14 protein-coding genes, 2 tRNA genes and 1 pseudogene are annotated in these 19,557 nt (G+C 38.0%); 15 read left to right on the top strand and 2 right to left on the bottom strand.

The window, feature by feature from the left end; all coding sequences use genetic code 11:
- The first annotated feature begins 33 nt into the window (after positions 1-33).
- The 4 genes from CDOM16190_RS03900 to CDOM16190_RS03885 all read left to right on the top strand — a co-directional run bounded on the left by CDOM16190_RS03900 (position 34) and on the right by CDOM16190_RS03885 (position 1,815).
- Positions 34-669, top strand: coding sequence for a DUF4230 domain-containing protein (locus tag CDOM16190_RS03900; RefSeq protein ID WP_249934115.1), 636 nt, complete (start codon positions 34-36; stop codon positions 667-669).
- Positions 670-808: 139 nt separating this feature from the next.
- Positions 809-1,498, top strand: a complete 690-nt coding sequence (locus CDOM16190_RS03895; RefSeq protein ID WP_169974013.1) for an MOSC domain-containing protein — start codon at positions 809-811, stop codon at positions 1,496-1,498.
- A 155-nt stretch (positions 1,499-1,653) separates the two neighbouring features.
- Positions 1,654-1,728 (top strand) — tRNA-Gln (locus CDOM16190_RS03890).
- A gap of 12 nt (positions 1,729-1,740) precedes the next feature.
- Positions 1,741-1,815, top strand: a tRNA-Met gene (locus CDOM16190_RS03885).
- Positions 1,816-1,899: 84 nt separating this feature from the next.
- On the opposite strand, the gene CDOM16190_RS03880 is transcribed toward CDOM16190_RS03885, so the two are convergent.
- A complete protein-coding gene (locus CDOM16190_RS03880) occupies positions 1,900-2,859 on the bottom strand; it encodes a helix-turn-helix transcriptional regulator (protein WP_170018967.1) in 960 nt (319 codons plus the stop codon).
- Positions 2,860-2,965: 106 nt separating this feature from the next.
- Here CDOM16190_RS03880 and CDOM16190_RS03875 point away from each other — a divergent pair, with 106 nt between their 5' ends.
- The 4 genes from CDOM16190_RS03875 (at position 2,966) to CDOM16190_RS03860 (ending at position 9,950) form a co-directional block, all read left to right on the top strand.
- Positions 2,966-5,041 carry a TonB-dependent receptor gene (locus tag CDOM16190_RS03875; RefSeq protein WP_170018966.1) on the top strand — a complete coding sequence of 692 codons (2,076 nt, stop codon included), beginning with the start codon at positions 2,966-2,968 and terminating at the stop codon, positions 5,039-5,041.
- 85 nt (positions 5,042-5,126) lie between these two features.
- Positions 5,127-6,878 (top strand): ABC transporter ATP-binding protein, encoded by a 1,752-nt coding sequence (locus CDOM16190_RS03870; protein ID WP_170018965.1) that lies wholly within the window; start codon positions 5,127-5,129, stop codon positions 6,876-6,878.
- On the top strand, positions 6,871-8,646 hold the full coding sequence (locus CDOM16190_RS03865) for an ABC transporter ATP-binding protein (RefSeq protein ID WP_170018964.1): 1,776 nt from the start codon (positions 6,871-6,873) through the stop codon (positions 8,644-8,646). Before CDOM16190_RS03870 ends, CDOM16190_RS03865 begins: the two co-directional genes overlap by 8 nt.
- A gap of 101 nt (positions 8,647-8,747) precedes the next feature.
- Entirely contained in the window at positions 8,748-9,950 is a 1,203-nt protein-coding gene (locus tag CDOM16190_RS03860) for an MFS transporter (protein ID WP_170018963.1), read from the top strand.
- Between the two features lie 17 nt (positions 9,951-9,967).
- Here CDOM16190_RS03860 and CDOM16190_RS03855 read toward each other — a convergent pair whose 3' ends face one another.
- On the bottom strand, positions 9,968-10,789 hold the full coding sequence (locus CDOM16190_RS03855; protein WP_170018962.1) for a class I SAM-dependent methyltransferase: 822 nt from the start codon (positions 10,787-10,789) through the stop codon (positions 9,968-9,970).
- A 222-nt stretch (positions 10,790-11,011) separates the two neighbouring features.
- Here CDOM16190_RS03855 and CDOM16190_RS03850 point away from each other — a divergent pair, with 222 nt between their 5' ends.
- The 7 genes and pseudogenes from CDOM16190_RS03850 to CDOM16190_RS10935 all read left to right on the top strand — a co-directional run bounded on the left by CDOM16190_RS03850 (position 11,012) and on the right by CDOM16190_RS10935 (position 19,482).
- The gene (locus CDOM16190_RS03850; RefSeq protein WP_169975980.1) at positions 11,012-12,028 is read left to right on the top strand and encodes a bifunctional 3,4-dihydroxy-2-butanone 4-phosphate synthase/GTP cyclohydrolase II; all 1,017 of its coding nucleotides are present in this window, start codon (positions 11,012-11,014) and stop codon (positions 12,026-12,028) included.
- A 29-nt stretch (positions 12,029-12,057) separates the two neighbouring features.
- Complete coding sequence (locus CDOM16190_RS03845; protein ID WP_249934109.1) at positions 12,058-13,305, top strand: ATP-binding protein; 1,248 nt, start codon at positions 12,058-12,060, stop codon at positions 13,303-13,305.
- On the top strand, positions 13,298-14,026 hold the full coding sequence (locus CDOM16190_RS03840) for a response regulator transcription factor (RefSeq protein ID WP_169975978.1): 729 nt from the start codon (positions 13,298-13,300) through the stop codon (positions 14,024-14,026). Before CDOM16190_RS03845 ends, CDOM16190_RS03840 begins: the two co-directional genes overlap by 8 nt.
- Positions 14,027-14,216: 190 nt before the next feature.
- Positions 14,217-14,783, top strand: coding sequence for a cytochrome C (locus tag CDOM16190_RS03835; RefSeq protein ID WP_170018961.1), 567 nt, complete (start codon positions 14,217-14,219; stop codon positions 14,781-14,783).
- 48 nt (positions 14,784-14,831) lie between these two features.
- On the top strand, positions 14,832-17,390 hold the full coding sequence (locus tag CDOM16190_RS03830) for a molybdopterin guanine dinucleotide-containing S/N-oxide reductase (RefSeq protein WP_170018960.1): 2,559 nt from the start codon (positions 14,832-14,834) through the stop codon (positions 17,388-17,390).
- 133 nt (positions 17,391-17,523) lie between these two features.
- Positions 17,524-18,321: pseudogene (locus tag CDOM16190_RS10940) on the top strand (PDC sensor domain-containing protein); the annotation flags it as partial.
- Positions 18,322-18,549: 228 nt separating this feature from the next.
- Positions 18,550-19,482: a methyl-accepting chemotaxis protein gene (locus tag CDOM16190_RS10935; protein WP_502707510.1), complete on the top strand. Its 933-nt coding sequence runs from the start codon at positions 18,550-18,552 to the stop codon at positions 19,480-19,482.
- Positions 19,483-19,557: the final 75 nt, after the last annotated feature.

Genomic DNA, 19,557 nt, shown 5'->3' with positions numbered 1-19,557 from the left:
GCACTTATGGCTTTTTTATTGGTTGTAGTTTTTATGCTGTTTAAAATTGTTAAAATTTCAAGCAGCAATCGAGCTAGCAAAGCTTCTATAAGCAATGAGATATTACAGCTTAAGTCTATCGGTGAGCTTTCCGTTTTTCAAGTCTATAGCAAGGAAATAGTAACAAAGACTGATCATGCATTTGGAAGCTTTGGTAAAGAATATTTAAGATGGCTGGTAAGCGAGAAAAAACTATCGATGATATTTGAATTTGAGATAAATTTCATATATGATCTAACCAGTCCGAAGATGGATATAATAAATATTGCAAACAGCGAATATCTAATAGTAATGCCTCCATGTAAATATAAATTTTCGATTGCTAATATGAAATTTTATGATGAGAAAAATGGTAAGTTTATCCCGTTTTTGCTTCCAGATTCGTTAAACGGCTTTTTTGGAAGCACTTTTAGAGAAGAAGATAAAAACAGGCTTATAGAAGAGGCTAGAAGCGAGGTTGAGAAGATGTCTGTTAAGTTAATTTCCGAACTTCAAAGCAAAATTCATAAATCTGCCCGTGACACTCTTGAAGCTATCGCTAAGAGTTTTGGGGCTAGAGCTGTTAAATTTGAGTTTCATGACGATGATGAGCCGCTTGGCGGAAGATTAAATCTACAAAATGTAGCTTAAATTTACTTTGTTTGATTATACGTATGTTATCAGGAAAGCTTTTATGGCTTTTCTTGCTTACTATTTTTTATATTGATACTTATTGATATGCTATAAAATCAATTGAATAAAATTTAAGAAATTTATAAAAAGGTTTATGGTGGGGATTGTAAAGGCCTTATTGATAGGTAAAGTTCAAACCTATGGAGATGAAAATGCGGCCAATTCGATAAATAAAATTTGGCAAAGCGCGATATTTAAAACAGCGACAAATGATGAAATTTATGCTGATAAATTCGGCTTTCATGGCGATGAGGTGGCTGATAAGAAGCATCACGGCGGAGCAGAGAAGGCTATATTTGCAAACTCTTATGAAAATTATCCTGTTTGGAGTGAGTTTTTGGGCTTAAATAATTTGCCTTTTGGTGCGATGGGTGAGAATTTAACTATCTCGGGCATACATGAAGAAAGCGTATATATAGGTGATGTGCATAAGATCGGCTCGCTTGTGCTTCAAGTAAGCCAGCCTAGAAAGCCATGTTTTAAGCTCTCAAAGCGCTGGATGAACGCAGGAGTGGCAAAAGAAATTTTTAGAAGCGGACTAAGTGGCTGGTATTATAGAGTGCTTGAGGCGGGCGCTTGCAAGGCGGGCGATAGTGTCGAGATGGTCTCTAGGGATGATAGCTCTATGAGTGTGGCTGATGTAAATCGTGTCTTTTATGCGCCTAAAGAAAATGCAAATTTGATAGATAAATTTATGAATTTACGTTGTCTTAGTGTCGGTTGGCAAGATGATCTTAAAAAGCGTATTGAAGGCGTTTATGATACATCTTATATGGATATAATTTAGGTTTTTATTTTGTAGCGCATATAGTTAAATTTGCATCGTTTTTATATGAGTACTTTTTAATATATTTAAAATTTGTTTGAAACTTCGTTATTTTAGCGCTAAAGTCTTGACAAATTTTAAAAAAGTGAATATAATCACGTTTTCTTATTTGGTATTGGGGTATCGCCAAGCGGTAAGGCATCAGGTTTTGGTCCTGACATTCAGAGGTTCGAATCCTCTTACCCCATCCACTTTTAACTTATCGCGGAGTAGAGCAGTGGTAGCTCGTCGGGCTCATAACCCGAAGGTCGGTGGTTCAAGTCCATCCTCCGCAACCAAATCCCAATTTTATCGATGTTTGAAAGCCCTTAAAAACTTACTTAATTTTTGCTGAAATTACATTGATTAGAAAATTTAGTATTCTAAGCTTTAATCCAAAATTTTTTATGTTTTGAGATTTCCATTGGCAGCACATTAAATTTCTCTTTAAAAATCTTACTAAAATGCGCCAAGGATCTATATCCTACGATACTAGCCGCCTCTTTTACGCTCACATCGTTTCTCATTAAAAGCTCTTTAGCGTTTTTAAGTCTCTCTTCTTGAAGCATGCCATAGATAGTATTGTTAAAATGCTGTTTAAAGCCTTTTTTGAGTTTAAATTCATTTATGGCACAAATTTTGGCAAGCTCTTTGATTGACGGTGGATTTGACATATTTTTAAGCAAAATTTCTCTAGCTTTTTTTATCGCAGCTATGTCATGTTCACATAAATTTAGCCCTTTGCAGCACTCGTAGTTATCGCAAGCCGAAAAACTTTTATATATCATCTCCAAAATTTTAGCCTCTATAAAAATTTCTCTCATTTTGCCCTTATATATATGCGAATTTTCTAAGTCTTGAAGGATGAGTTTTTGAGTTAAATTTGTAGAGCTTGTTTTTATACTTGCAGGCTCAAGGCTGTTTATCTCGTTAAATAAAGGAAAATCGCTGATTAGTTCATTGTCTATAAATATACACTGACTCTTAAATCGCTTTTTTCGCTCATAGGTTACTTTACCCTTAAAAGGCTCTTTTATAACTCCTATCCAAGCATCATTTGGTTTAAAGATATTATTTGTGCTATTTTTTTCGTAATTCATACACACCGAACTGTTGCCTGTATTAAAATAGACAAAAGAGTATTTGCCTATGTCTGCGGAGTTAAAGACCTTGTAATCATCAAAATACATATCAAACATTCCGTAACCAAAACCGTTTGCGTTATTAAATATCTGTATGTTTAAGATCATCTCATTTGTTTTTAGGCTTAAATTTTTTAAGCAACGCTCGTTTCCACCCCAAGTCTCGTTAAAAAATTCCTCTAGCTCAGAAAAACTACTCATAAAATCCCTGCACCATTAAATTTAATCCCTTTACCATTAAAAAATAATAGTAATAATTATCAAATTATAGTAGCATTAAGCTTGAATAACTTTTAAGGAGTTTTGAATGAGCTTAAATCATATAAAATTTGTCGGAATTATCTCAGTTGCAGCGAGCGTTTGTCTGTTTGGAGCCGACTCTGTTTCTTTAAAAGAAGTAACGGTTTCAGCCAATAAAATGGAGGAAAATATCAAAGATATTCCTCAGAGCATAAGTGTCATAGATGAAAACGAGATAGAAGAAAAGCGTATAAAGGATACTGACAGCATCATGCGCCAGATTCCAAACCTAAGTGCCGAGCATTTTATCTACAAGACAAGGGTAAATTTTCGCGGCATAAATCACTCCGATTTTACTAATTCAAATCCGGTTACCATATATATAGACGGTATTTCTACGAGCAATAATATGGGCAATTACAACTCTATTTTAAACAATGTCGAGAGAGTTGAAATCTTGCGCGGACCTCAAAGCACGATTTATGGCAAAGATTCAATCGGAGGTGTTGTAAATGTCGTATCAAAACCGCCTAAAAACGAGTGGAGCGGCGCTGTAGGAAGCGAATACGGATCATATAACTACATGATGGGAAATTTTAACGCAAACGGTGCGCTAATAGATGATGTTTTATTCTTAAATATCGGAGGATACGCTTCAAAGGATGACGGCTGGATAACAAATGAGTATAACGGCGATAAAAAAGCCAATAAAACAAACGATCATAAATTTGATCTAGCCTTTACGCTCAAGCCCACAGATAGGCTAACCACTCGCTTAACTTTGGTTGAGGAGAGGTCTAAAGAGCATTTTTATCAAGGAGGAACAGGATTTTTTGGCACTATAGATTTAAAGGATGCCAAAAAAGCAAATTTTGAAGGACCTACATATAGCTTGGTTAAAACTTTTTCTCAAGCTTTTGGAGTCGATTATGAGTTTGATAGGGTTAAATTTTCGTCCGTAACTACTCATAAGAAATCAAAAGCAAATGGAATTTACGATAGCGACTTTACTTATGCTCCGTTACTTCCTTCTAATGGATTAATCCAGTTTCAAGATGTGCATTTAGATACTTTGTCTCAAGAATTTAGGCTTGCGAGTATAAATGCCGATAAATTTAAGTGGGTTAGCGGGCTTTATTTCGAGCGTGAAAAGACTGAAAACAAAAGAATGGGTCAGCAGTTTAGTCAAGGCGGAATGAAGATGGAAATGGACGCTCCTGCAACGGTAAAAGGCGATACTGCAGCGGTCTTTGGACAAGGAACCTATGAGCTAACGGATAGCTTTTTATTAACGCTTGGAGGAAGATTTCAAAAGATCAAAAAAGATATAGATATGGCGGCTTTTATGACTCCTCTTGGTATGCCTAAAGGTGCTCCTATAAATACTTTAAACGATTCTAAAACTTGGAACAAATTCCTTCCTAAAGCAGGACTAACCTATAGGATAAATGATGATTTGAGTGCGTTCTTATCATATTCTCAAGGTTATTTGTCCGGCGGATACAACTACTATGCATTCATAAAAGAGCAAGCTTTCGATGCGCAAAAGAGCCACAACTACGAGATAGGGCTTAGAGGTAACGCCTTTGATAATCGTCTTAGATTTAGCATATCGGCATTTCATATGGATATCAAGGATATACATCTATACTCTATTTTGCCGGGAGGAATATTTGTTACAAGTAATGGAGGAGAAGCAAAAAGCGACGGAATCGAGCTTGAAGCCTTTTATAGAGTTAGCAATGAGCTTGATATAAGCGGAGCGTTGGGCATAAATAAGACCAAATATAAAGAGAATATCCAGTATCCAAATGCGGTTAATAAAAGGATAGAAAATACTCCAAATTATACTTTAAATTTGGGCGTAACTTACACTCATCCTAGTGGATTTTATACAAGAGTTGATCTAAGAGGAAATGGCGATAAGTATTTTGATGCTGAGAATAAATTTAAGCAAAAATCTTGGATTACCGCCGATATTCGTGCCGGATATAGGTTTAAGGCCTTTGATATCTATGGATACGTAACAAACATCACAAACAACTCTCACGTCGTAACCTTCATGCATCACGGAGGCATATCGGGGATGAATCACTTTGCGAATCCAAGAAGATTTGGCTTAGGTGTTAGATATTCATTTTAAACTTCAAATTTGGGCTTTTTGTTTATAAGCCCAAATTTCTGCTTATAGCGGATTAAATTCGCTCAAATAAAATTAAGGAATTCCTATGAAAGAAAAGCAAGGAGATTTAACAAGGATCATCGAGCCTGTTGTAAAAGAGATAAAGCTAGGTATGATCTTAGCAGGCATCGCATCTATCTGCTATGTGCTTGCTTTTAGTATTTTTGCTTTTGTCATCTCGTATCTTGCAAATGCGGAGATAAACTATACTTTGCTGTGTGTAGGCACAGGATTTATCATAGCTGAATATCTTTTGCGCTCAAACGCCTTTAGAGTATCTCACGTGGCAGCCTTTAAGCTTGAGCAAATTTTACGCACCAAGCTTTCTGAGCATATAGCGGCGATTCCTTTCGGAGAGGTTATAACCAAAGGAAGCGGCAAGCTTAAAAAAAGCATGCTTGATGATGTGAAAAATTTACACTCTTTTGTAGCAGACACTACTCCTATGCTGGCAAGAGTGGCCGTAACTCCTATTGCATGCCTAATCGCACTTGGCTTTTTTGATCTAAGGCTTTTGGTGCTTAGCCTCACTTTGGTTTTTGTAAGTGCGGCTGTTATGAGTATGGCTTTTAAAGATAATGCAAAATATAGAAAAGAGTATGACGATAACCAAGCGCTTATAAACGCGTCTATTATAGAATTTGTTCAAGCTATGCCGGTGGTTAGGACATTTAGTGACGGCGCAAGCTCCTTTAAGCGCTATAACGATGCTCTTAACGCCTACTGCAAGAGTCTTAAGGAGTGGATAGCTCTGACGACTACTGCTTCAAGGGTTGCTATAATGCTTGCTAGTCCGATTATAACTCTTGTTGTTGTGGGTATATCGGGTAGTTATCTTTATATGAATGGTAGTTTGGAATTTGGCAAATTTATAGGAGCGTTGATACTTGCAGCAGGCATTATAGAGTCGATGATGCCGCTTATGTGGGTAAATAATTTTGTTCAGCAGTCAAGGGCGGCGGCAAGCGGAATTTTAGAAATTTTAGACATAAAGCCTCTTAAAATTTCAGATTCTTTCAAAGAACCGAAGGATAGCTCGGTAGAATTTAAAAATGTAAGTTTTAAATACGAAACAAGAGACGAATTCGCTCTTAAGGATGTTAGTTTTAAGGTTGATGCAGGAAGCGTAACGGCACTCGTTGGTCCAAGCGGTGCGGGCAAGAGCACCGCAGCACAGCTTATCCCTCGTTTTTGGGATGTTTGTAATGGTGAAATTTTAATAGGTGGAGTTGATGTAAGGCAAATTGAGCCTATGAAGCTAATGAATTTCGTATCTTTCGTATTTCAAGATACGTTTTTGTTTAACGACACCGTATATGAAAATATCTCAATGGCAAAGCCAAATGCAACAAGAGATGAGGTGATAAGTGCCGCAAAAGCAGCGCAAATTCATGAGTTTATAGAGACTTTGCCAAATGGATATGATACTATTTGCGGTGATAGAGGTGCAAATTTAAGCGGAGGGCAAAAGCAGCGCATAACCATAGCTCGCGCAATTTTAAGAGATGCGCCTATCATAGTGCTTGATGAGGCGACTGCATTTGCAGACCCTGAAAACGAAGAGAAGATCATCAAAGCCATTTCAAATCTCATAATAGGCAAAACCGTAATCATCATAGCTCACCGTCTATCAACTATTAAAAAAGCCGATCAGATCGTAGTTTTTGATAAAGGCGAAGTAGTAGAAAACGGACTTCACGAAGAGCTTTTAGCAAATGATAATTTATACTCCAAGCTTTGGGATAGCTATACGCAAACTCAAATTTGGAACATCCACAAGGGGTCCTATCATGAATAAAGATATCAAATTCGCTTCCATAAAAGAGCTTTACAAGATGTTTTTAGAGATTGCAGGCTCGTATCAAAAAGAGTATAAAAATAGCCTTTATTCAGGCGTCGTAGCTATAGTATCTCAAGCCGTTTTGCTTTGTTTGTTTTACCCTCTTCTTGTTTTTGCTTATCAGGGGGATAAAAGCTCTTTAAATTTCGTTGTTTTAGCGATGATAGCCGTGCTTATAGTATTTATGGTGGCTAAATTTAAAAGCTCTCATTATGATCATGCTGGCACTTTTGTAGATGTAGGATACGATCTTCGCTTAAAGCTTGGAAAAAAGCTAACCTCAGTGCCTCTTGAAAACCTTGGCAGATATAAGACCGGCGAGCTAAACGCCGTATTTGCAAGCAATGTTGATTCTGCGGTAATGCTTATGAACATGATACCTCTTATGTTTTTAGAGCCGCTTTTAATCTGCTCTTTTGTTATCATCGCCACTCTTTTTGCAAATTTAAAGATCGCTCTTATACTTATTGTGATGTTGCCTCTTGTTATCCCGCTTTATAATCTAAAACGTAAGATGGCAGTAGAAGATAAAAAGAAATTTATGACGGCAAACGCGTCTCTTGAATCAAGTATCATAGAGTATATCCAAGGTATAGGCGTGCTTCGATCCGTAAATTTGATCGGCAAAAACTCAAATAAGCTACAAAGAGAGATAGAAAACGTAAGGCAAATTCAGCTTGATGAGATGACGGGATCAAATTTGCCTATTTTGCTAACAGGAAGCTTGATCATATTTACTACTTTGTTAGCCGTTTTTGTGGGTGTTTATCTTAATATAAGCGGTGAAATTTCGCTTGGTCTTTTTGCGGCCGTGTTGGTTATCCTTCCAAGGCTAAATGAGCCGTTTTCGATACTTTTAGTGGTGGCTAGCGTTTTTGACGTTAGCGAAAACGGTTTTAGGCGCACGAAAGAAATTTTAAATATGAAAGAGCTTGAATTTTATCCGCCTATAACGATACCAGAAAAGTTTGATATCGAATTTAATGAGGTTGATTTTGCCTATTTTGGTAGCGATAAAAACTCTCTTAATAGTGTTAGTTTCAAAATTCCCGCCAAGAGCATGACCGCTATAGTAGGAGCCTCTGGAAGCGGCAAGACAACGGCTATAAAGATGCTTATGAGGTATGCCGACGCGCAAAAAGGGGAGATAAAAATAGGCGGAGTAGATATAAGGAGTATAAGGCAAGAAGAGCTTATGAAGTGCTTATCTGTGGTATTTCAAGATGTCTATCTCTTTGACGATACGGTGCTAAACAATATTCGCATGGGCAGAGCAAGCGCAAGCGATAAGGAGGTAGAAAATGCAGCCAAAACGGCACTTTGTGACGATTTTATCTCAAGGCTTCCCAAAGGCTATGAAACTAGAGTGGGCGATATAGGCGGAAATCTCTCAGGCGGAGAAAAGCAGCGTATCAGCATAGCTAGAGCCATACTAAAAGACTCTCCTATTGTTATTTTAGACGAGCCTACCGCAGCGCTTGATACCGCAAGTGAGCTTGCGGTGCAAAAGGCTATTGATACTTTAGTAAAGGATAAAACCGTTATAGTCATAGCTCATAGGCTATCTACCATCGTCGCGGCTGATCAAATTTTGGTCTTTGATGATGCAAATTTGGTTGAAAAAGGCTCTCATGAAGAGCTTTTAAGCGCGAAGGGCAGATACTACAGCATGTGGCAAGCTCAGCAAAATGTAAAAATTTGGCATGCTAAAAATAAAGATGCGTAATAAAAATTTAATAAATTGCACTTTGGCCAAGGTATGCTTAATAAATTGCCAATACGACCTTATCTTGCGCATAAAATTTAAGCTATCTATAAGGCAGGGCTTTGAATTTGCCTATTAAAATTTTAAATTTCAAAGCCCAAATCGCCTTTTTGATAATCTCTTTAAATATGGCTCAATACATAAGCGTCGGGTTTTTCTCCGAAAGCTTGGCGGCCATACTTAGGCAAGACGGACTCAGCTTAGAAAAGATAGGCGCGGTATATTTTATAGGATTATTTTATGGATTTAGATTTTTGTGGGCGCCGTTTGTGGAATTTGCGGTCGCAAAAATGGGTGGAGTTTATAAAAATTTTATCGTAGTTATCTTAACTCTGATGATAATCTCTCTTGGTATAACTTCATTTTTAAACGTGCGAGAAAATTTAGGCTTTATCTTGATTATGGCGGGTCTTCTTGGCTTTTTATCGGCTACTTCGGCTATCGCATCAAGCGCTTTGATTATCAAAATTTCAACTCCTCAAAATTTGGCGGGCGCAAATTCGCTAGGAGCTAGTGGAAATTTTATCGGGCATGTTTTAGGAACCGGCGTTACGCTCATAATATATGCAAATTTCGGCTGGATAGCTTCGACTCTGTTTTTAGTCTTTCTTACGCTTATCGCGCTTTTTATGATTATAACCTTTAAAGAGCTACCAAGAGAACTTGAGAAAAGTCAAAATCACGTAAATTTTAAGAACATGGCGATGTTTTTTAAAGATAAGAAATTTTGGCTAAGCGTGCTGATGCTTCAAGGTGTGGGTGTTTGCATGTCCTTTGGGCTTATTAATCCCATACTAGTTGATAGCGGAAGAGGGCTGGATGAAGTTGGCAAGATCGTGCATATATACGGGCTTTGCGGTGTTTTGCTGGGTAGCGTTATCGCAAGTTATCTTATAAATAAATTCGGTAGTATCAAAACAATAATTTTAGTTACGCTCATCCAAGCTGCGGGGATTTTAACTCTGCTTTTGCCTATTTTAGGATATACGAATTTCATAGTTTTGGTTTTGGTGTGTCAAATTTGTTTTGCCGTATATACTGTAGGCGCCGTAAGTGTCTCAACTATGATCATGAGAAAGGCGACAAAGCATCCGGTAAGCGAGTGCGCTTTGCAAAGTAGTATAAGCATGTTGTTTCAGTATATATCCTTTGCTCTTGGCTTTGTTATCGCCTCTTTTGTGGGTTATAAAGCAACGGTCGTTTTTTCGTCTATTATTTGCATCGGTGTCTTTTTCTATATTTTAAAATTTAAGAAATTTATCTAACTAAATATTATTTGGTATCAATTTATCTTAAACACAAACATCCTGCAAGAGTTTCTAATTGAAGGAAATATCCTCATGATCCTTGCTCTAAGGCTCCAGCGATCTTTATACATACTCATCATAACGCCCGTGCTTAGATGTTTTATCGCGGTTTTATCCCACTCTTCAACCTCACTTGGATCTTCTATGCCCATTTTAAAAACTACGGCTTTTTTCATAAATTTAAGCGTATCATGCTTCCTAGAATCCATCTTTGCGGCAAAATTATTTATAAGATCAAGCGCGACTATGCCTTCAAACCTCCTAGCTAAATTTAAAAAGAACTCCTTAAAAACCTCTTTTTCAAAATACATCGCAACGCCTTCAAGCACAAATGCAAATTTCGCATTTGGATGTTTTGCCTTAAGCTCATCCATCCAAGCGGTCTCTAGCATGGAGCTAGCGATATTAAAATTTCGTTTGGCTTTTGGTACAAGGCTATCTCTAAGTGCAGATACATCGGGCAAATCAAGGTCGTAAAAGATAGCATTAGGGCAGATTTCTTCAAGTCTAAGGGGTCTTGTGTCAAGACCTGCTCCAACTTGCACGATAACGACTTCATCGTTGTTTTTAGTGAATTCTATAAGTGCGTCATCAAAAAATTTAGCCCTTATGATAACTCCTATACGGCTTAAATCGCTTGAATCAAATTTTGCAAAATCATAATCTATATTCTTAACTATATCTTTTGAAAACTCATCTTTTAAAATCGGCTCTTTTACTTCGTTTTCAAGGCTTCTAAAATACAAATTTATAAGCAGAGTTTCCGAGATGTCATCGTTAAAAGCAATCTTTTGCATATCTTTAACCTTTATAATAATTTGTATCAGTATTATAATCAAAAATATTTTAAAATTTAATTATCGTTTCAAGAAAACTAAAAAAGCAAATTTATCCTAATGTCTATAAAACAACTATTTGTTGAAAATATAAAATTTATAAATTGTTTATAATTTTAGTTTAATCTTTAATTTTAAACAAAACAGGTATAATTCTTACAAATTTAATTATAAAGAGAAAAAATGGATAGAGTTGAACAAGCGATTGCCGATATAAGAAACGGCAAAATGGTAGTAATGGTCGATGATGAGGATAGAGAAAACGAAGGCGATCTTGTCTTTGCAGGTGCGTTTAGCGATACGCAAAAGGTAAATTTTGCCATAACTCACGCTAGAGGTGTGCTTTGTCTTGCGGTTTGCGAGGAGATAGCAAAGAGGCTTGAACTTGATCTGATGGTGAGTAAAAACACCTCGTGCCACGAGACGGCCTTTACCGTTACGATAGATGCAAAGGCGGCTACAACGGGAGTTAGCGCTTATGAGCGCGATATGACGATACGTTTGGCGACTGATCATACTTCTAAGCCTGAAGATTTCGTAAAGCCGGGGCATATCTTTCCTCTTATAGCCAAAAAAGGCGGCGTGCTAAGCAGAACAGGTCACACAGAAGGCTCGGTTGATCTTTGCAAATACGCAGGAGTGACGCAAGCTGCGGTGATTTGCGAGATCGTAAAAGATGATGGAAATATGGCAAGAAGAGCCGATCTTGAGGAGTTCTGTAAGAAATTTGGGCTTAATATGGTCTCGGTTTCAGAGTTGGTTGAGTATAGGCTAAAGCATGAGAGTTTAATAGACATAAAAGAAAAATCAGATGCTAAGATAGCTGGCTTTAATGCCGTTAAATACGACATAATCGACCATAAAGACCAAACGCATTTTGCATTTGCATTTGGCGAAATAAACAAGCGTGCAAATGTAAAATTTCACAAAACCGCAAGCGATATCGAGCTTTTGACCTCGGCTAAATTCGAAGATCTTTTAAAATCGATCAAGTATCTAAGCGAAAACGGTGGAGTTTTGGTATTTTTGCAAGATGAAAAAACCTGCGACAGCACTATAAAAGACTTTGGCATCGGAGCTCAAATTTTAAGAAAGCTAGGAGTTGAAGAGATCGAGCTTCTAAGCTCAAGCAAAAACCGAGAATTCGTAGCTCTTGGCGGGTTTGGGCTTGATATAGTGGAGTATAAAGAGCTTAATTAAGCTTAAATTTGCAAAACCAAGGAGGCTTTTTGCAAAAGGTTATTTTCGCTCTATTTTTCTTGTTTGGGGCGATTTGCGTTTGGTTTTATTACGCTAGCGGCGATGTTAAATTTCTGGTTTTAGCGGGCTTTTTGCTTGCAGGAGTTTTGATATATCTGCTTGCCGGCAATAAAGCACAGAGTAAAAACGATGTAGAGCGAGCCTTTGCAAAGACTCCAAATCTGGGGCTTTTGCTCGTAGATGAAAGTGGAATCATCAAATTTATAAACAAAAAATTTGAGCAAATTTTTAATCTTGAAAGCAAGGTGTATTACGAGCAAGAATTTAACTCTCTCGTTTTAAATTCCAAAGAGCTTGAGTGTTTAAAAAGCTTCTCAAATCTCAAAAACCACCCTCACGAAAATCAAAATTTCATCGTCTGTATCGATAAAATTTTTTACCGATTAAACGTCTCAAGCGTGCTTGAGGGCGGGGTTAAATTTGACGGATTTATCATCACCGCAAGCGATGTGACGCACGAAAGAGAGCTTGAAGAAAAACAGGCCGAACACCACAGAATGCTCATATCTAACGCAAAGATGGCGGTTGTCGGCGAGATGATAAACTCCATATCTCATCAACAGCGCCAGCCACTTAGCTCCATCTTACTATCGCTTGAAAATATCGAAGACTGCTTAAATGAAGCCAAATTTGACGAGATAAAAACTCATCTAAGTCGCTGCAAAAACGGGATCAGGCTTATGGATGAGACGATAAGTGCTTTTAGAAGTTTTTATAAAAACGATAACAATATAATAAATTTTAATGTAAAAGATGTTATAAACGAGCTTGCATTTATAGTAAAGCCGCAGATGAATACGAATGGAATTTTGTTTGAGTTTGAGTGCGAAGAGGGTGAATTTATCGTTTGCGGTGTGTCTTCTTACGTGAAGCAAATTTTACTAAGCCTGCTTTCAAACGCCAAAGATGAGCTTGTGAATTTTATGCAAGATGATATATATTTTGAGCCCAGAGTTTGGGTGGGTTTGCAAAGGGCAAAAGGCGAAATTTGTATAAGCGTAAGCGATAACGGTAGCGGCATAAGATGGGATAAAGAGCGTATCTTTGAGCCGTTTTTCACGACCAAAGAAGAGACGGGAACGGGCATGGGGCTTTATGTGGCTAAAATTTTAGCTACCGATAAGCTTGGCGGAAGACTTGTGCTTGAAAGCGCCAAAGAGCCCACGAAATTTGCGCTTTATCTAAAAAGAGAGGTTAAAGAGGCGGATAATGTATAGTAAGATAAAAGAGATATTAAAAGATGTGAATTTGCTTCTGGTCGAGGATGATGATGACTTAAGAGAGGCGATAAAAAGCGCGATAGAGCACTATGTGCATGAAATTTACGCTTGCAGGGATGCTAAAGAGGCGCTGGAGTGCTTTGGCTCGCGCAATATAAATTTGATAGTTTCTGACATCAACATGCCCAGAATGAGCGGTCTAAAAATGGCTTCGATCATCAGAAAGAGCGATGAGAACGTGCCTATTTTATTTCTAACTGCTTATGATAGCGATGAAAATATGCTAAGTGCGATCGATGTTAAGAGCTCGGGCGTGCTTAAAAAGCCTTTTGACAAACGCGAGCTAGTGATGACAATGAGCTTTGCGGCGAATAAATTTAGAAGCGATTTTGCAAGCGTTGATCTTAAAAACGGCTTTGTGTTTAACGCATTTACAAGAGAGCTTTATAAGGACGGTGAAGTCGTGGCGCTAACTAAAAAGGAGCAAGCGCTACTTCATCTGTTTCTTAAAAACCAGACGCGAACCGTTAGCTTTGAGATGATAGAGGCTAACGTGTGGCAAGGAGAGAGCTGCACGAGTGATGCGATACGCTCGTTTGTCTATAAACTTCGCAAGAAGCTATATCCTGAACTCATCCAAAGCGCTCAAGGTAGAGGCTACAAGCTCTGCTTAAACGAGGAGTGCGATAGGACGGTGAGCGAGGTTGGCTATGTTTGAGAAAAAAATATAGCCCAAGAGTTGTATTTAATAGATATTTGTTATGCTAAAATTAAGTATATTTATTAAAATTTTCTAAATCCACAAAACTACTTAAATAAATTCATAAAATTTCATAAATTTCAAAAAAATCATACTTAAATCATACTTTTTATCTATAATTTCCCTACAACCACGATAAAGGAGAAATATGAAGAAGGTATTACTATCAGTAACGCTAGCTTGTTCGCTGCTTGCTGCAGGCGATGTTTATACAGATGTTGTGAAGCCGATTTTTGCGGACGAGAGTTCGACTAAGTCTATAGGAAGGCTGCTTCCAACAAACGCAGTTAAGATAAGCGAAGAGAGCGGAGATAGAGTAAAGATAGTCATCCGTGGCTACAAAAACCCTGCTATAGATAACGTGATCTACTATAGCGACTCACAGCGCGTTATAGCGGCTGCATTTGCTAAGACGGCTAAGATCGAGTATAAAACACTTGAAAAGGGCAAAAACGGCAAATGGGACAAAGTAGAAGCAGTTGCTTACACCACAAAGGGCGAATTTGTAAATGAAGTATCTTCTATGTTTGCAAGAGCCGATCAGTTATACAAAGATAACTGCGGTATTTGCCACGGTGCTCATGCGACCGATCACTATACTGCAAACCAATGGCCGGGTCTTGTAAAATCGATGCTTAGCAGAACCGCGATAGACAAAAAAGACGAGTGGCTCATCACGCAATATCTTCAAAAACACTCTTCGGATGTGAAGTAGTGCCTAAAAATGCTTAGACGAGAGATAAAAACCACAAAAGGAGAAAAGATGAATAGACAAAGACGAGATGTTTTAAAATTTGGCGCACTTTTAGCCGGAGCTCCTCTGCTATCAAAGGTTACAGCCACAAATTTACTAGCCGATGAGCTAAATCCGGCCCTTGTAAAAAACGGCACCGTAAATACCGCAGCTCACTGGGGTATGCTAAAAGTGGACGTTAAAGACGGAGTTATCGTAGGCTCAGGTCCTGTGCAAAAGACAAGCGAGATACCAAACCCGCTTCAAAATTTCACAGCCGATATGGTCTATAAAAGCCGTATCAAATACCCAATGGTGCGCAAAAGCTATCTAATGGATCCAAATAACCCAAAACCGGAACTTAGAGGCAAAGACGAGTGGGTTAGAGTAAGATACGAAGATGCTATCAAGCTTGTTGCCAGAGAGCTTAAAAAGACGAGAAAAGAAAAGGGCAACCAAGCTGTATTTGCAGGAAGCTACGGCTGGAAATCAAGCGGTAACGTGCACAACTCAAGAATTTTGCTTCATAGATTTATGAACCTAAGCGGAGGCTTTGTGGGTCACCTTGGGGATTATTCAACCGGAGCTAGTCAGGTCATCATGCCTCACGTTGTAGGAAGTATCGAAGTGTATGAGCAACAAACCAGCTGGCCGCTTATACTTGAGCACTCAAAAGTAGTAGTTATCTGGGGGGCAAATCCTATATCCACACTTCGCATAGCTTGGACTTCGACAGACGAGCAAGGCTTTAAATACTTTGAAGAGCTTAAAAAATCGGGCAAAAAAGTGATCATCATCGATCCTATCAAGAGCGAAACAGCTCAATACTTCGACAAAGCTCAGTGGGTAACTCCTCTGCCAAATACCGATACAGCGATGATGCTTGGTATGATGCACTACCTATATACAAGTGACAAATACGATAAAGAGTTTATCTCAACTTACACAGTGGGCTTTGATAAATTCCTTCCTTACCTGCTTGGCAAGACAGACGGCGTGGCAAAAGACCTAGAGTGGGCGAGTAAAATTTGCGGACTTAAAGCTTCGCTTATAAAAGAGCTTGCAGATACCTTTATGGATAACCGCACTATGCTAATGAGCGGATGGGGTATGCAAAGAGCTCATTACGGCGAGCAACCGCACTGGGCTATGGTAACTCTAGCTGCTATGCTTGGACAAATCGGACTTCCTGGCGGTGGATTTGGTCTTAGCTATCACTACTCAAACGGCGGTGCGCCGACTTGCAAAGGCGGCGTATTAAGCGGTATGAACAGCGCAAGCGTTGGAAATTTCAATGAAGCGGGAGAGTTTATAGGAAGTGTTACAGGTGGCTTTGATAAAAATGGTAAATTTGTAGCAAAAACTGTTTCTTCGGGTGGCACAGGTCAAAGCTGGCTTTCGAAAGCGACAGAGTATGTATTCCCTCTAGCTAGGATAGCTGAAGCTCTGCTAAATCCGGGCAAAATTATAGATCACAACGGTAAGAAGATAACATATCCTGATATCGACTTTATCTACTGGGTCGGCGGCAACCCTTTCTGCCACCACCAAGATACAAACACACTTGTAAAAGCGTGGCAAAAACCTCGCACTATCGTAGTAAATGAGCCATACTGGACGCCGACCGCAAAGATGGCTGACATAGTGTTCCCTACAACAACTCAGTATGAGAGAAACGACATCACTATGACCGGTGATTACTCAAATATGAACATTGTTCCGATGAAACAAGTTGTTGAGAAATTTGGTGAGGCAAGAGATGACTATCAAATTTTCACCGATCTATGCAAAGCTTATGCTAAAAATTTAGTCGTAGCCTACACAGATAATGGAAAAGACGAATTTGACTGGATAAAAGAGTATTACAACGGAGCATACGCTCAGGTAAAAGCAAACCCTGATCTAGTAACAGACATGAAAGAATTTAACGAATTCTGGAATGAAAACAAGGCTGTTACATTTGCTTCTACACCTGAGAGAGATCAGTGGGTGAGATTTGGCGAATTTAGAGAAGATCCTATTTTAAATGCGCTTGGAACACCTTCGGGGCTTATCGAAATTTATTCTGAAACTATCGAAAAGATGGGATATGATGACTGCAAGGCGCATCCGATGTGGTTTGAGCCGATCGAGTGGCTAGGTATGCAAAACAAACCTGCGCAGTTCCATATGATCAGCGCTCACCCGGCAGATAGACTTCACTCGCAACTAAGCAACACAAGCATCCGCGATAACTACGCAGTGGCAAATCGAGAGCCGATTTGGATACACGAAAAAGACGCCAAATCGCTCGGTATTAAAAACGGCGATCTAGTTCGCGTCTTTAACGCTCGTGGTGAAGCGCTTGCGGGAGCGGTTGTAACCAAAAACATCATGCCTGGCGTTGTGAGACTTTGCGAGGGTGCTTGGTATGATCCTGATATGAACGGACTATGCAAAAACGGTTCGGCAAACATGCTAACCATAGATATGCCAACCAGCAAACTTGCAAACGGAAATATCTCTCATACAGCTCTTGTAAATATCGAGAAATTCAAAGGCGAGGCGCCTAAACTAACTGCATTTAGCGATCCTAAATTCGCTATGTGATATCCAAATTCTACCGCTTTATTCGGCGGTAGAATTTATATATTTTCTACATTTTGCAATCCCATTTATTTTAATATCTTTTAAATAATAAACTAGTAGAATTAATTAAAATTTAAAATAAGGAAAATATTAAATGAGATCAATAACAAACAAAATCGCTATTATGCTTATTGTGGCGCTTTTTATTTCGTTTGCTGCCATATCTGTGGTTAATTATTGTATGGCTCAGGATAAAATTGTCAAACTTGTAAATCAAAATCAAGAGCAGATCCTAAAAGATGTAAAAAGTGTTATGGGTGAATTTTTTGATTCCTATAAAGAGTATGTAGTAAAACTTGCTAGAGATATAGCGAATTCATCTGGAAGCGATGATGAAATTTTCAAAATAGTCAAAGATGCTAGGCATTGGGGCACTAGCTTAATATCTCTTGCTTATTACGGTAGAGAGTCTGATGGTGCGACATTTTTTTCGGACGGAAACCCGGCAAAAGACTATGATCCAAGGACTCGTGGCTGGTATAAAAAGGCAAAATCTGAAAATAAGGCTATCTTTACAGAGCCTTATATATCTGTGGCAAATAATCAACTAGTGGTTAGTTTTTCTGCTCCTGCTATAAAAGATGGCAAGCTAATAGGTGTGGCGTCTTTAAATGTTGGCATAGATGGACTAAATAAAGAGATACTTGAAATGGGTAGAACCGAGTATAGCTATATCTATGTCATTGAAGGCAAAGATGCAAAAATTTTAATGCATTCAAATTCAAATAATTTGTCAAAAACTCTGCCTTCAACAGTGCAGCTTATGAAAGAGGTTGAGAGTAAAAATTTTGATGAAAATGGATTGATTTCTTATGTAAATCAAGAAAATAACAATGTATTTGCTAAAATTTTATCTTTAAATAGCGAGGGTTGGCTGGCTGTAGCAGAGATTGAGGGTGATACTTTCAGTAACAATACTATACCTATTTTAAGAACCCAAGCTATTTTGGCGATAATATTTGTGATAGCTCTTTCAGCGTTTGTATATATATTGCTTAAAAAATCGCTAAATCCAATAAAAGCCATCCAAGATAAGCTAAATGACGTATTTAAATTTGTGACCTATGAGGCAAAGGCTCCTAAAAAGTTAGAAATAAGCACAAATGATGAATTTGGAGTCATGAGTAGGGTTATAAATGAAAATATAGATAAGGTTATAGAAGGCATTAAGAAAGACAACATGATGATAGATGAGCTAAATAGTGTTGCAAATTTGATGATCAGAGGAAATTTGGGTGTGAAAATTTCATCCGATCCAAATAATCCATCACTTTTGGAGTTAAAAGATTTACTAAATACATTCTTTGATTCTATATCTGAAAATTTAAAAGATATTACAAAGGTCTTAAGCCTATATACAAAAAATGATTTTACTCAAAAAGTAGAGCTTAGAGAGGGTCTTGAAAGTGATTTGAAAGATATGGTTATGGGTGTTAAAAACATGGGAGATGTAATTTGTAAGATGCTTCAAGACAATCTAAATGAGGCTCAGATGCTCGAGGAAAAGGCTAATATTTTGGCTAAATCTATGAGGGAGCTTACCGACGGAACCAACATCCAAGCAAATTCTCTTCAAGAAAGTGCTGCAGCAGTAGAACAGATGTCAAGCTCAATGAATGCTATAAGTCAAAAAGCAGAAGATGTAACAAGACAATCAGAAGAGATAAAAAACATAATAGTAATAATAAGAGATATAGCAGATCAAACAAATTTACTAGCACTTAACGCAGCCATAGAAGCAGCACGTGCCGGAGAACACGGAAGAGGCTTTGCGGTAGTTGCAGATGAAGTTAGAAAACTAGCGGAAAGAACTCAAAAATCACTAAGTGAGATAGAGGCTAATGCAAATGTCCTAGCTCAAAGTATAAATGAGATGAGTGAGAGTATAAAAGAGCAGGCTGAAGGGATAAGTATGATAAACAAATCCATCTCTCAAATCGATGATATGACTCATCAAAATATCAGAATAGTAGATAAAACAAATGAAGTTACTAGAGAGGTAGACAAGATGTCTAAGATAATTTTGGCCGATGTTAGGATTAATAAATTTTAATTTATAAAACGATCCTATAAGCCCGGAGTGTTTATGAAACTCTCTTATTGTCCTCGCAATAAGACTAAAACAACT

The sequence above is a fragment of the Campylobacter sp. RM16190 genome (genome assembly GCF_012978835.1).
Lineage (GTDB): Bacteria > Campylobacterota > Campylobacteria > Campylobacterales > Campylobacteraceae > Campylobacter_A.
This window is presented reverse-complemented; position numbering and strand designations above follow the sequence as displayed.